The sequence below is a fragment of the Nonomuraea antimicrobica genome (genome assembly GCF_039536965.1).
GTDB lineage: Bacteria > Actinomycetota > Actinomycetes > Streptosporangiales > Streptosporangiaceae > Nonomuraea > Nonomuraea antimicrobica.
In genome coordinates, this window is record NZ_BAAAZP010000003.1 from 163,356 (window position 1) to 177,061 (window position 13,706).

At 72.4% G+C, this 13,706-nt stretch carries 7 protein-coding genes and 1 pseudogene; 6 read left to right on the plus strand and 2 right to left on the minus strand.

What is annotated here, in order from left to right:
- Nucleotides 1-5: 5 nt before the first annotated feature.
- A complete protein-coding gene (locus ABD844_RS00830) occupies nucleotides 6-1,367 on the minus strand; it encodes a sensor histidine kinase (protein WP_344871847.1) in 1,362 nt (453 codons plus the stop codon).
- Between the two features lie 68 nt (nucleotides 1,368-1,435).
- Between ABD844_RS00830 and ABD844_RS00835 the strand changes: the two genes are divergently transcribed.
- Complete coding sequence (locus ABD844_RS00835; protein ID WP_344871849.1) at nucleotides 1,436-2,368, plus strand: LysR family transcriptional regulator; 933 nt, start codon at nucleotides 1,436-1,438, stop codon at nucleotides 2,366-2,368.
- A gap of 179 nt (nucleotides 2,369-2,547) precedes the next feature.
- Nucleotides 2,548-3,930 carry a type I glutamate--ammonia ligase gene (locus ABD844_RS00840; protein WP_344871851.1) on the plus strand — a complete coding sequence of 461 codons (1,383 nt, stop codon included), beginning with the start codon at nucleotides 2,548-2,550 and terminating at the stop codon, nucleotides 3,928-3,930.
- 68 nt (nucleotides 3,931-3,998) lie between these two features.
- Here the strand turns inward: ABD844_RS00840 and ABD844_RS00845 are convergent, their stop codons facing one another.
- The gene (locus ABD844_RS00845; RefSeq protein WP_344871852.1) at nucleotides 3,999-5,606 is read right to left on the minus strand and encodes a glycosyl hydrolase family 28-related protein; all 1,608 of its coding nucleotides are present in this window, start codon (nucleotides 5,604-5,606) and stop codon (nucleotides 3,999-4,001) included.
- A gap of 452 nt (nucleotides 5,607-6,058) precedes the next feature.
- On the opposite strand from ABD844_RS00845, the gene ABD844_RS00850 reads away from it, so the two are divergent.
- The 4 genes and pseudogenes from ABD844_RS00850 to ABD844_RS00865 all read left to right on the plus strand — a co-directional run bounded on the left by ABD844_RS00850 (nucleotide 6,059) and on the right by ABD844_RS00865 (nucleotide 13,646).
- Nucleotides 6,059-7,345, plus strand: a complete 1,287-nt coding sequence (locus tag ABD844_RS00850) for an esterase-like activity of phytase family protein (RefSeq protein ID WP_344871854.1) — start codon at nucleotides 6,059-6,061, stop codon at nucleotides 7,343-7,345.
- A gap of 595 nt (nucleotides 7,346-7,940) precedes the next feature.
- Nucleotides 7,941-8,737, plus strand: a pseudogene (locus ABD844_RS00855) (phosphodiester glycosidase family protein); the annotation flags it as partial.
- A 1,194-nt stretch (nucleotides 8,738-9,931) separates the two neighbouring features.
- A complete protein-coding gene (locus ABD844_RS00860; protein WP_344871996.1) occupies nucleotides 9,932-10,999 on the plus strand; it encodes a metallophosphoesterase in 1,068 nt (355 codons plus the stop codon).
- A 265-nt stretch (nucleotides 11,000-11,264) separates the two neighbouring features.
- Entirely contained in the window at nucleotides 11,265-13,646 is a 2,382-nt protein-coding gene (locus ABD844_RS00865) for an ExeM/NucH family extracellular endonuclease (RefSeq protein WP_344871856.1), read from the plus strand.
- Nucleotides 13,647-13,706: the final 60 nt, after the last annotated feature.

Here is a 13,706-nt window from a genome sequence, read left to right on the forward strand (position 1 = left end):
GCTTTTTATCGATGGCCTCTTGGCGAAGGCGGGCAGCCCTCGATCGGGAGGCGCAGGGCGAACCTGGCGCCCTGAGGCGAGTCCTCGACCTTGAGGGTCCCGCGGTGGGTGCGGGCGATGTCACGGGAGATGGCCAGGCCGAGCCCGCTCCCGTTGGGGTCGCGGCGGCGGCTGTCGTCCAGGCGGACGAAGCGTTCGAAGATGCGTTCGCGGTTGGCGGGGGCGACGCCGGGGCCGTCGTCGGTCACCGCCAGGACGGCCTCGCCGCCGTCCCGTTCGACGCTCACGACGACTGCGGAGCTGGCGTGCCGCTGGGCGTTGGCCAGCAGGTTGTCCAGTACGCGGATGAGCTGCATCCGGGACCCGCAGACGACGAGCCCGGGAGTGGCCTCGACCGTGGCCGGCACCCGGCCGTTCTGGACGGACACCTCCGTCTCGGCCAGTTCGCCCAGGTCGATCGGCTCGGGGGGCACGGGGTCGGCGGCCCGCAGGCGGGCCAGTTGCAGCAGGTCGTCGACGATCGCCTCCAGCCGGTCGGTGGCCGCCAGCGCCGAGCGGATCGTCGCGTGGGGATCGGTGTCGTCGGGATATCGCAGCGCCTCCTCCAGTTGGGCACGCAGGCCGGTGAGCGGGGTGCGCAGCTCGTGCGAGGTGGTCGAGGCGAAGCGGCGCTGATGCTCCACCGCGCCCTCCAGGCGGGCGAGGGTCACGTTCGCGGTACGGGCGAGCTGGACGAGCTCGTCGTCCCCGGGCGGGACGGGGAGCCGCAGGCTCAGGTCGCTCACCGTGATCTCCGAGATCCGGGCGCGGATGGCCTCGACGGACCGCAGCGTACGCCCCACCAGCAGCCACGTCGTCCAGGCGGCGACGGTCGTGATGAGGACGATCCCGGCGCCGATGAGGAGTTCGAGACGGGGCATGGCCAGCAGGTCGGGCTCGGGAGTGCCCGCGTAGACGACGGCGGCGTCGTCCGCCGGGGTCAGCCGGATGGCCATCAGCGCGAGGCACGGCCCTTTCACCGGGCACTCGATGATCCGCATGAACCGGTCGTCCGGCGGCGGGCGTACCCGGCTGAGCGGAATGGTCTCCGAGGCCCGCCTGCTGGACTCCACCACGCGGTGGCGGGCGTCCACGATCTGGACCAGCTCGACCGGGGCGGAGGCGGGGATCTCCTCGGGGATGGCGCCGCGCCGCGCCAGCGCGCTCCACTGACTCGCCACGCGCTCGGCCTGGTCGAAGACGGAGTTCTGGAGCTTGTAGCGGATCGCCAGGTCCAGCGTCGCGCCCAGCCCGGTGAGGATGACCAGCGCGAACGCCCCCACCGCGAACGTGTAACGCGCGCGGATGGAATCCGTCAACCTCCCCATGTCGATAGTCTCAGCACAATTGGGACCGGAGAGAAATGCGCTTTTAGCGAGTTTTATACGCTTATGGCATGGACGTGCAGCTACGCCATCTTCGCGCCCTCGTCGCGGTGGTCGACGCGGGCACCTTCACCGACGCGGCGGCGTTGATCGGCTGCTCACAGGCCGCGGTCTCCCGTTCCATCGCCGCACTCGAAACCTCGCTCGGGGCACGGATGCTGGAACGGTCCACCCACCACGTCGCGCTCACGAGCGCGGGCGGGCGGGTCCTCTCCCACGCCCGGCGCGTCCTCGACGAGATCGCCCACCTGCGGCGGATCGCCGACGAGACCCACTCCGAGCTGCGGCTCGGCTACGCCTACGCCGCCCTGGGCAAGCACACGCGCCGCCTGCAGAAGGCGTGGGCCCTGGCCCATCCCGGGATGCCGCTGGTGTTCGTCCACTCCAACAGCCCGACGGCCGGTCTCAGCGAGGGCATCGCCGACGTCGCCGTGATCCGCCGCCCCCTCTCCGACGACCGCTTCGAGGTCACCTCGGTCGGCGTCGAGACCCGCTACGCTGCGATGGACGTCGACCACGCCCTCGCCCGGCGCCGTTCGGTGAGCCTGGCCCAGCTCGCCCGCTACACCGTCGCGATGGACCACCGCAGCGGCACGACCACCCCCGACCTGTGGCCGCCCGGCACCCGCCCCGCGACCCGCTTCACGGACGGGGTCGACGAGTGGCTCACGCTCATCGCCTCCGGCCAGGCCGTCGGGGTCACCGCCGAGGCCACCGCCAACCAGAATCCGCGGCCCGGCGTCGCCTACCGCGCCGTCACCGACGCGCCCCCGATAGACGTCCGGCTGGCCTGGTGGAAGGACGACCCGCCACCCTGCCTGGACGCGCTGCTGGAGATGACCCGTGAACTGTACGCGAGCACACCGCCCATACCACCACAACGCTCGCGCCCGCACCCCGCGCAGAAGGGCCGGGCCGGGCAGCCGAAGGGCCTGGCCAGGTAAGACACCTCGATCGAAGGCGCCAGGAATTCCGCGGTTCCCGGAGCTGTGACGCCCGTCACCTGTACCGTTCCATGCGGATGACGGTCTCACCGCCGTTCCGCACGGATGACGGTCTCGCGTGACGGCGCCCGCCGCGCGGCGCCGGCCGGGCAACACGGATCCCTTGGGGGGAGTACAGGATGATCGCGCAGGACCTGGAGAGCACGGCCGTTCGGCGGGACGCCGGTGACCTGGCGAAGGAAGGCGTCGTCGGGGTCACCATCGTGTGGGCCGACAACAACGGCATCCCGCGCTCGCGTACGGTGCCGGTCGACCAGTTCGACGCGGCGGTCCGCCGGGGAGTGGGGGTGACGCCGTTGTTCGCGGTGTTCGACTCGCACGACCAGATCACGTTCGAGCACGCGCCGCTGGGCACGCCTTCGGGTGACATCCGGCTGGTGCCGGTCCACGATCGGCCGGTGCGGCTGGCGGGCCAACCAGGGTTCGGCTGGGTGCCGGGCCGGCTGACGGAGGCCGACGGGTCGCCGTGGGCCTACGACCCGCGGGGCGTACTGGAGCGCCAGGTGGCCCGCGCGGCGGACCTCGGGCTGCGGTTCCTGGCCGGCTACGAGATGGAGTTCCAGCTCACGACGGGTGGTCACGAGGACGGCGACCTGCCGCGCCCGGCCTTCGAGGGCCCCTCGTACGGGCCCGCGAAGCTGCTGGCGGTCGACGAGTTCGCCGGTCAACTGCTGAGCGACCTGCGCGAGAACGGCATCCGGGTCGGCCAGTTCCACGGCGAGTACGGTCCGGGCCAGTTCGAGTTCAACATCGCCCCCGCCGATCCGCTGGCCGCGGCCGACCAGCAGGTGCTGGCCCGCCAGACCGTCCACGCCGCCGCCCGGGCGCACGGGCTGCGCGCGAGCTTCGCCCCGCTGGTGACCCTGGGTCAGGTGGGCAACGGGTGGCACCTGCACACGTCGGTGTCGCGGGCCGGGGTGAACCTGCTGTCGGGCGGGAACGGTCCACACGGGCTCACCGCCGACGGGGCCGCGTACCTGGCCGGGCTGCTGCGCGACCTGCCGGCGGTGGTGGCCGTCACCGCCCCGAGCCAGTGCTCGCTGCAGCGGCTGCGGCCGGGGTTCTGGTCGGGCGCGTACGCGTTCTGGGGCGTCGAGAACCGGGAGGCGGCCCTGCGCCTGGTGCCCTCCACCCCGCTGCTGGGACCCGACCACGCGAACGTGGAGCTGAAGCCGTCGGACGCGTCGGGGAACCCGTACCTGTCGCTGGCCGTGGTGATCGCGGCGGGCGTGGCCGGGATCGAGGACGGGCTCACACCGCCGCCCGCGATCCAGGAGGACCCCGGGCGGTGGAGCGAGTGCCGCCGGGCCGAACTCGGCGTCCGCCGCCTGCCCACGACGGTGGCGGAGCAGACGGAGGCGCTGCTGGGGAACGAGCGGATCAGGAACGCGCTGGGCGAGGAGCTGGCCGGCGCGTTCCTGACGGTGCGGGCGTCCGACGCGGCGTGGGCCGCCGACCGCGACGCGACCGAGGTGGTCCGGGCACACCGCTGGCTGTACTGACCGGCCCTCCCACCCCGGCCCCCTCCCGGCTCGGCCTGCCCCGGCCCTCCCGGCTCGGCTCGGTGAGGTCAGTGCGGGTGGTCGCGCTGGGCGGCGTACAGGTCGGTGACGCGGGGGGTCGAGCCCTGCTGGGCGGCGAGGTTCTGCAGGTCACCGGCGAAGTCCCGGGGCAGCCCGCTGGCCGTGTCGCCGGTGCCCCGCACGCCCAGGGTCACGCTGCGCGGGGCGACGTCCGCGACCGCCACGGCGTACGCGCTGTCGCCCGTGCTGCGGACGTTCCAGTGCGCCATCCTGGCGCCGAACAGCGGGCCGGAGGCGGCCGAGCCGCCGACCCGGCCGTTGTTCACCAGGGTGATGTCGGTCCTGACGTTCTCGAAGGGCAGCGCCCGGTGGGTGTCGAACGTGCCCTCCGCCATCCGGCCGCGCCGCCAGACGTTGCCCGACGACAGGCCCTCCACGTTGAGTCCGTGGTGGATGGCCCCGGACGGCACCGGCACGGTGAACTCCTCGATCACGAAGTCCTCGACGAGGTTGTCGTGCGACTGCATCCGGCAGGCGAAGCTGTGGTGTACGGCCCGGCCGCCGACCACGACGTCCGAGAGCGTGACCGACTTGGCGGAGGTGAACCCGAAGCCGAGGTCGCAGTTCTCGACCCGGACCCCGCTCGCCCAGCAGTCGTGCACGGCCTGGAAGCAGACCCCGTTGGAGCCGGGGTGCCTGTTGTGCGCGGTCATCGCGACCGGTTCGTTGCGGATGGTCAGGTGCTCGACGCCGCTGTCGCTGACCGTGGGGCCGATCGCCCTCAACCGGGCCGGCCAGCCGGGGCGCAGGTCGTGCTTGAGTGCCTGGGCCAGGACGACCAGCCGGTCACCGAGGACGGCCTCGACGCGGACGGGCCACTGGAGGGTGGCGTACTGGACGTACTGGCCGCCGGAGCCGGTGACGAGCTGCGGCGCGCGGCGCGGCCAGTCGTACGACAGGGCGCCGGGAACGTCCCCGGCGAGATGCGTCAGCAGGCTCGCGTCCGGCGGGTTGTCGCATTCGAGCACCACCATGTCGCCGGCCCGCAGCCCGCTCGTCGCCGAGACCAGCAGCGTTCGCTGGCCGCGTGCGGCGGGGGCCACGTCCGCGAGGGTGTCGCCCAGCAGCCAGCCCTCGGTGCCGGCGAAGTCCTCCGCCTCCGAGCGGGCCCGCCGCTCGGCGGCCACGAACCAGATCTGGCCGCCGGTCCACGACCAGCGGCTGTTGCCGTTGGACTGGCGGGCCTGCCGGTAGCCGTCGTCGAGCGTACGGCTGAAGTGCAGCACGGTGGCCTCTCGCCCGGCGCCCCTGAGCACGACGCCGGACCAGTGCACGAAGACCGGCGAGGCCAGCAGGTACGTTCCGCGCGGCACCAGGACGACGCCGCCGCCGCGCTCCCCGACGGCGCGCAGGGCGGCGTTGAACGCCGGGGCGCAGTCTGTCGTCCCGTCCGCGCGGGCGCCGTGATCGGTCACCCGGGTCACGATCTCGCCGCGTGGCGGGCGCGAGCCGAGGCGGTGGCCCGCGCGGGAGACGTCGGGGATCAGGGGATGGGTTCCTGGCCCGTCGGCCCACTGATCCAGTAACGCGGACGAGGCGTCCGGCGACCGGTCCGCCGCAGCCTCATCCGCGAGTGCGGGCACAGCGGCTGACACGGGGGCTGACACAGTGGCGGGCACGGCGGCGGCCGCCACCGCTCCACCGAGCAACGCCCGGCGGCTCAGACTTGCGGAATCGTGACGCATCGCGGCACGTCGAGACGGCATCGGTCACCACCGGGAGGTCGTGGAGACATCGGATCTCTGAGCGTAAATGGTGCCACGAGGGGATTCAAATCTTGACGAAGTCGGTTTCGCCTGGATGCCCGTGCGTGATTCGACGCAGGCGCCTGCCCTTCGGGAGGCCGCGGGTTACCATCCGGGCACACATCCGATGTATGCGGCCCACGATAGCTGACCCCGCCGACCGCTGCCGGTTCCCGGCCGGCGTGTCCCGGCGTCGGGGCGGGCGGTGACCGACTGCCGGGATTCATCGGCACGTCAGCATGCGGTCATTTGCCGACAATAGCGTCTGGACGCTGGTGATTGCTGTGCTGAAAGGCCATGTCATGTTCCGTCCTGTTCTCGCAGGTCTTGCGCTCGCCGCCGCGACGATCGCCGTCCCGCACGCCGCCTCGGCCGAGCCCGCGCCCGCGCCGCGGCCCGTGGTCGTCAAGGATGTGAGCATTCCCCCCGTCCCCTTGGGCGACCTACAGGCGTCCATCGACGACGATCGCGGGGTCAAGCTGGGCGGGGTCGGCAGCGGCCTGTTCCCGGCCGGGCGGAGCGGCGACTACTGGATGGTCACCGACCGTGGGCCCAACGGGCAGATCACCGTGGGGACGGAGAAGCGCCGCACGTTCCCGATCCCCGAGTTCGCCCCGGCGATCGTCCAGGTGTCCACCCGGTTCGGCGTCGAGATCAAGAAGTACGTGCCGCTGGTCGGACGCTCCGGCAAGCCGGTAACGGGCATGAGCAACCAGGCGGGCCACGACGAGCGGCCCTACACCTGGGACGCGCGGACCGCGCTGTCGTACAACCCGAGCGGGGTGGACACCGAGGACATCGTGCGCACCTCGCGCGGCGACTTCTGGCTGATCGACGAGTACGGCCCGTCGCTGCTGCACGTCTCGGAGCAGGGACGGGTGCTGGCCCGGTACGTCCCCAAGGGCCTCGGGCTCACCGGCGCCGACTACCCGGTCAAGGAGTCGCTGCCGGCCATCCTCGCCACCCGCCAGCAGAACCGCGGCTTCGAGGGCCTGGCGATCGACGGCAACACCCTCTACCTCGCGGTGCAGAGCCCGCTGGAGAACCCGGACAAGAAGACCGGCACGTCCTCCCGCATCGCCCGCATCCTCACGTTCGACCTGCGCTCCGAGAAGGTGACGGGCGAGTACGCCTACCGGTTCGAGGACGTCACCACCTTCGACCCCAAGGCGAACGGCGACCAGAACCAGATGAAGATCTCCGGCCTGTCGCACGTCGGCGGGCGCAGGCTGCTGGTCGACGAGCGCACCGACAACGTCGCCAGGATCTACCAGATCGACCTGGCCAAGGCCACCAACCTGCTGGGCGGACGGTACGACGACCGGGCCACCGCGCCCTCGCTGGAGGCGCAGGCCGACCCGTCGGGCGTCAAGCTCCCGGCCAAGTCCCTGGTCGCCGACCTGTCCCAGGTGGCGCCCACGCTGCCCGGCAAGGTCGAGGGCATCGCTCTGCTCGGCGACCGGCGGACGCTCGTCGTGGCCAACGACAACGACTTCGGCCTCGGCGAGTTCGGCGCGGACGGCCGGCTGGTGGACACCGGCGTACAGAGCCGGATCGTCACCATCCGCCTGGCCCGCCCGCTCCACTGACGGCCCACGGCCCCGGCGTTGTGGCGCCAGGCGGCGGATCCGAGCGGCACCCCGGCACCACGACGCCGGGGTGACCCGGGGAGCGATCTGTCGCCTGGCGTTCACCGATCACGTGTGGAATGTGATGCTTTAGAGCGATTTGACTTCCGATGTGAACATCAACTTATGGCAGGCCCCCCTGTCTCACAGGCGCCGCAGACGCGCCGCGGCACTGCTCGCGGCGGCGGCGCTCGCCCTCACCGGCCTCCACGCGCCCGCGTACGCGGAGCCGTCCGACCCGGTGGCAGAGACGGCCGAACAGGCGTGGCTCGCCTCCTCCTACCTCCCGTCGGCGACTCCGCTGCTCGACGCCCCAGCAGGTACGGCAGCAGACGCGACAGCGGACACGGCGGCACAGGCGGCCGCCACCGGCGGGCCCATCGAGACCTACCGGACCGACCGCCCGGTGGCCCCCGGCGTGGTGCTCGACTCCGTCGACACCGTCGACCCGCGCGGCTGGCAGCGCTCCGACGCCCTCACCATCGACCTCACCAAGGGCAGCAGGATCGGCTACCTCGACACCGGCAAGGTCGCGGCGACGGGCAGGATCAGTGAGATGGCCGACCGGGCCGGCGCGGTGGCGGCGGTGAACGGCGACTTCTTCGACATCAACAACTCCGGCGCCCCCGAGGGCGTCGGCATCCAGGACGGGAACGTCGTCAAGTCGCCATCCGGCAACTCCGGCAAGGCCGTCGCCATCGACTCCTCCGGCGTCGGGCGCGTCCTCGACGTGCTCTTCGAGGGCACGGTGACGCTCCCGGGCGGAGAGCGGACGCCGCTGGCCCGGCTCAACGCCGCCGCCCTGCCCGCCGGCGGCATCGGCGCGTACGACGCGCGCTGGGGCTCCTACACCCGGGCCCGCGCCGTGCAGAACGTGTCACAGGTGACCGAGGCGCTGATCGTGGACGGCAAGGTGCGGCAGGTCACCTCGGGCGCGGGCCAGGGCGACATCCCGGCGGGGGCGACCGTGCTGCTCGGCCGGGACGCGGGGGCCGCCCGGCTGGCGGCGCTGAAGCCCGGCGACGCCGTCGAGGTCTCCTACCGGGTCCGTCCGTCCGTGGACGCGGACCTGGTCACCGCCGTCGGCGGGCGTGCGCTGCTGGTCAAGGACGGCGCCGCGCAGACCGTGGACGACGGCACCCTCGCCGCCCGCATGGCCGTCGGATTCAGCGCCGACGGCAGGAAGATGTTCCTGGTGACCGTGGACGGCAACCGTACGGCCAACAGCCGCGGCGCGACCTGAAGGAGATGGCCGACCGGCTCGTCCGGCTCGGCGCGAACGTCGGGCTGGAGATCGACGGCGGCGGCTCGGCCACGATGGCCACCCGCTCCCCCGGCTCCGCCCAGGTACGGATCGCCAACGAGCCGAACGACGGCACCGAGCGCCTGGTCCCCAACGGCCTGGCCGTCTACGGCAAGAAGGGCAGCGGCGAGCTGCGCGGCCTGTGGGTGCGCCCGGCCGTCGAGACCTCGCTCGCCCCCGGGACGGGACCGGTGCCCGGCGGCCGGCCCGACCGGGTGTTCCTCGGCCTCACCAGGACCATCGCCGCCACCGGCCACGACGAGACGTACGGACCGGTGGACGGCGCGAACGCCGCGGCCCGCGAGCCGCGGTGGAGCGCCACGCACGGCAGCGCAGACGACGGCGTCTTCCGCGCCAAGCTGCCCGGCACCGCGACGGTGACCGCGTCGTCCAGGTCGGTGCGCGGCAGCACCAGGCTGGAGGTGCTCGGCCGGGCGGTCCGGCTGGAGCCCACGCAGACGTCCGTGAACATCGCCGACGCCTCGGCCAGTGCCTCACTCGGCATCGTGGGCTACGACGAGCACGGCAACTCGGCCCCGGTCGAGCCGCGGGACCTCACGCTGACGTACGACACCACGCTGCTCGACCTCACCGCCGACGACGCGGGCGGATACCGGATCACCGCCAGGAAGCCCTCGGGCGCGGGTCTGGTGACCGTCCGGGTAGGCGACGTGACCACGACCGTGGCCGTGAGCGTGGGGGTGGAGAAGCGGACCCTGGCGAACTTCGACAACGCCGCCCAGTGGACGGCGGGCTCGGCCCGGGGCACCGCCACCGTGACCCCGGTCGCCGAGGGCGTCAGCGGCGGCGGGCTCAAGCTGGCCTACGACTTCACCCAGTCCACCGCCACGCGGACCGCCTACGCCACCTCGCCGCAGCGGCTCGGCCAGCCCGGTCAGACCCGCGCGTTCGGGCTGTCGGTCTACGGGCGCGGCCAGGGCGAATGGACCGCGATCCAGGTCATCGACGCCACCGGCAAGGCGACGTCGGTCTACGGGCCGTACATCACGTGGAACGGCTGGCGGGAGATCGAGTTCCCGGTGCCCGCGGGGCTGGCGCAGCCCGTCACGGTCAACCGGTTCTACGCGATCGAGATCAAGGCCAACCGGCAGTACGCCTCCGACGTGCTGATCGACGAGCTGTACGCCCAGGTGGCCCCGTCGGTCGAGGCGCCCGCCGCGCCCCAGGTGCGCGACCGGCTCGTCTCCGGGCAGCAGGGACGCGGCGACTGGCGGTTCGCCGTCATGTCCGACGCCCAGTTCGTCGCCCGGGATCCGGACTCGGCCCTGGTGGCCGGCGCCCGGCGGACGCTGCGCGAGATCAAGGCGGCCGGGCCCGACTTCCTGGTGATCGCCGGGGACCTCGTGGACGAGGCGTCGGAGGCGGACTTCCAGCTCGCCAAGCGCATCCTCGACGAGGAGCTCGGCGGCGCGCTGCCGTACTACTACGTGCCCGGCAACCACGAGGTGATGGGCGCGAGCATCGCCAACTTCCGTACGTACTTCGGCGCCACCAACCGGACGTTCGACCACAAGGGCACCAGGTTCGTCACCCTCGACACCTCGCTCGGCACGATCCGGGGCGGCGGCTTCGACCAGCTCGAACGCCTGCGCACCGCGCTGGACGAGGCGGCAGGGGACGACCGTGTCGGCTCGCTCGTCGTCATCGAGCACCACCCGCCGCGCGACCCGACGGCCGCCAAGCTCAGCCAGCTCGCCGACCGCAAGGAGGCCGCGCTGGTCGAGCAGTGGCTCGCCGACTTCCAGCACCGTACCGGCAAGGGCGCGGCGTTCGTCGGCGGCCACGTCGGCACCTTCGACGCCGGACGGGTGGACGGCGTGCCGTACCTGATCAACGGCAACTCGGCCAAGACGCCGTCCACGACGCCCGCCCAGGGCGGCTTCACCGGCTGGAGCCTGCTGTCGGTCGACCCGGTCGGCAAGGCCGAGCGGACGGCGGCGAAGCTGTTCCCGTTCGCGGGCGGGCCGCGCTGGCTGACCGCCGAGCTGCGGCCGCACGTGGACGAGCTCACCGTGACCGCCCCCGCGCAGCTCAAGGTCGGCGCGTCGGCCCAGGTGAGCGCGACGATCACGCAGGGTTCCCGGCAGGTGCCCGCGGCCTATCCGGCCGGTGTCACCTGGTCGGGCAGCCGCGACCTGCACGTCGGGGAGGCCAGGTCGGCGGACCGCGGCGACGTCGCGGTCTTCGACCCGGCGACGGGGACGCTGACGGCGCGCAGGACGGGCACGGTGACGCTCTCCGTGACGGTCAACGACGTCACCCGCGAGGCCACGCTCACCATCGTCCGGTAGGTCCGGTCGGTCCGCCGGGTCAGCAGAGCCCGGCCACTCCGCCGAGTCAGCGGAGTCCGGTCGGTTCGGCGAGTCCGGCGAGTCCGGCGACCGGATGAGTCTCATCCCCGCCCTCGGGCCCGGTGCAGGCCGGGCGCGAAGGCGGGGCACGAGGCAACTGACCAGGTTGACCTCAGACCACGGTCAAAGGTCATGACCTGAGATTTCATGACTTGTCCACTCTTCATATATAGATCTCCGCGTTTGTCGGTTTACGCTCCCCGGCATGCATGTAAAGTCCCGGGTCCCGGCGATCCTCGTCGCGGCCGGCGTCCTCGTCGGCTCGATCGCCGCCCTCTCCTCACCCTCCGTGGCCGAGCCCTCCGCCGCCGCGGCCCCCGGAACCGTGGTCGTCAGCCAGGTCTACGGCGGAGGCGGCAACTCCGGCGCTCCCCTGACCAACGACTACGTCGAGCTGTTCAACCGGAGCAGCGCGCCCGTGTCCCTGGACGGCTGGTCGGTGCAGTACACGAGCGCCACCGGCACGGGGAACTTCTCCGCCAACAAGACCGGCCTCTCCGGCACCCTCGCGCCCGGCCAGTACCACCTCGTCCAGCTCGCGGCGGGCACCACCCCCAGCGGCGCGCTCCCCCAGCCCGACAGCGTCGGCTCCATCAACATGAGCGGCACCGCGGGCAAGGTGGCGCTGGTCCGCTCGGCCGACGGCCTGGCCTGCAACGGCTCGTCCACGCCGTGCACCGACGACCAGCTCGCGCAGCTCGCCGACCTGGTCGGGTACGGCACCGCGAACTTCTCCGAGGGCTCCCCTGCCCCCGCCATCACCAACGCCACCGGCGCGTTCCGCAAGAGCGGCGGCTGCGCCGACACCGACGACAACGGCGCCGACTTCGAGACCGGCGCCCCCGCGCCGCGCAACAGCGCCACCACGGCCGCCCCCTGCGGCGGCGGTGACCCGTCGCCGACGCCCACCCCGACCCCCACGCCGACCCCGACGCCCACCCCGAGCCCGACGCCGACCGAGAGCTGCGACACCGCGGCCACGCACCAGATCTCCCAGGTGCAGGGCAGCGGCGAGACCAGCCCGGTCAACGGCCAGAACGTGCGCGTCGAGGGCGTCGTCACCGGCTCTTTCCAGGGCGCGGGCGGGCTCGGCGGCTTCGCCCTGCAGTCCCTGCGGCCGGACGCCGACCCGGCGACCTCCGAGGGTCTGTTCGTGTTCAGCTCGTCGCCGGTCAAGGCCGGTGACCGGGTGCTCGTCTCCGGCAAGGTGATCGAGTACAACGGCCTCACCGAGATCTCCCCGGCCACCGCCGTGAACGTCTGCGGCACCGGCAAGGTCAAGCCGGTCGAGGTCGACCTGCCGCTCAAGAAGGGCGTCACCTTCGAGCGCCACGAGAGCATGCTCGTGACCTTCGACACCGACCTCGCCGTCTCCGAGGTCTACAACCTGGGCCGCTACGGCGAGATCACCCTCTCCGCGGACAGCCGCCTGTGGCAGCCGACCGACCGCGACGGCGTGGACACCGACAAGGACGCCCGCCGCAAGATCCTGCTCGACGACGGCTCGAACGCGCAGAACCCGCCCACGCTGCCGTACCACACCAAGGGCTCCGACACCGTCCGGATCGGCGACGAGGTGCGGGACCTGACCGGCGTCCTCACGTACGGCTTCAGCGTCTACCGCGTCCAGCCGACCGAGCCGGTGGACTTCCGGGCCGAGAACCCCCGCCCCGCCCGTCCCGAGCGGGTCGGCGGCGACGTCCAGGTGGCCAGCCTCAACACGCTCAACTGGTTCACCACGCTCGGCTCCCGTGGGGCCACCAACGCCGCCGAGCGGGACCGCCAGCTCGCCAAGCTGGTCGCCAACATCACGACGCTCAACCCCGCCGTGGCCGGGCTGATGGAGGTCGAGCGCAACAACGACGTGGCGCTGAACGCCCTGGTCGACGCGCTCAACGCCAAGGCCGGCGCGGGCACGTACAAGGCGATCACGCACCCCAACCCGGGCACCGACCTCATCCAGACCGCGCTGATCTACCAGCCGGCCAAGGTCACCCCGATCGGCCAGGCGCGGTCGTCGTCCGACCCGATCTTCAACCGGCCGCCGCTGGTGCAGACCTTCGGCAAGGCCGACGGCAAGGGCAAGACCTTCACCGTGCTGGTGAACCACTTCAAGTCGAAGGGCTGCACCGACGTCGACGGGCCCGCCACCGGTGACGACGCCGACCAGGGCGACGGGCAGAGCTGCTACAACGCCAAGCGCGTCAAGCAGGCCGAGGCCGTACTGGCGCTGATCGACGAGCTGAAGCTGCCCAACGCCCTCGTTCTCGGCGACATCAACGCCTACGGCGAGGAGGACCCGATCCACGCCTTCGAGGAGGCCGGGCTGACCAGCCTGAGCAAGAAGCACATCAAGAAGGACGAGCGCTACAGCTACGTCTTCGACGGCCTGTCCGGCGAGCTGGACCACGTGCTGGCCGACAGGGGCGCGCGCAAGCTGGTGACCGACGCCACCATCTGGCACGTCAACGCCGACGAGGGCCGGTTCATGGACTACAACACCGAGTTCAACCCGCCCTACCTGTACGCGCCCGACCCCTTCCGCTCCTCCGACCACGACCCGCTGTTGGTGGGTCTGAACCTCTGAACCCGCGCGGCCGCGGCGGTCTCCCCGCCGCGGCCGCCCGTGCGGCCGCGGCCCGGATCA

What these genes read in the sequence shown, in the direction of transcription:
- ABD844_RS00840 (WP_344871851.1), top strand. Translation starts at nt 2,548, where the DNA reads ATGATCGCGCAGGACCTGGAGAGCACGGCCGTTCGGCGGGACGCCGGT.
- ABD844_RS00835 (WP_344871849.1), top strand. Translation starts at nt 1,436, where the DNA reads ATGGACGTGCAGCTACGCCATCTTCGCGCCCTCGTCGCGGTGGTCGAC.
- ABD844_RS00865 (WP_344871856.1), top strand. Translation starts at nt 11,265, where the DNA reads ATGCATGTAAAGTCCCGGGTCCCGGCGATCCTCGTCGCGGCCGGCGTC.
- ABD844_RS00860 (WP_344871996.1), top strand. Translation starts at nt 9,932, where the DNA reads ATGTCCGACGCCCAGTTCGTCGCCCGGGATCCGGACTCGGCCCTGGTG.
- ABD844_RS00830 (WP_344871847.1), bottom strand. Translation starts at nt 1,367, where the DNA reads ATGGGGAGGTTGACGGATTCCATCCGCGCGCGTTACACGTTCGCGGTG.
- ABD844_RS00850 (WP_344871854.1), top strand. Translation starts at nt 6,059, where the DNA reads ATGTTCCGTCCTGTTCTCGCAGGTCTTGCGCTCGCCGCCGCGACGATC.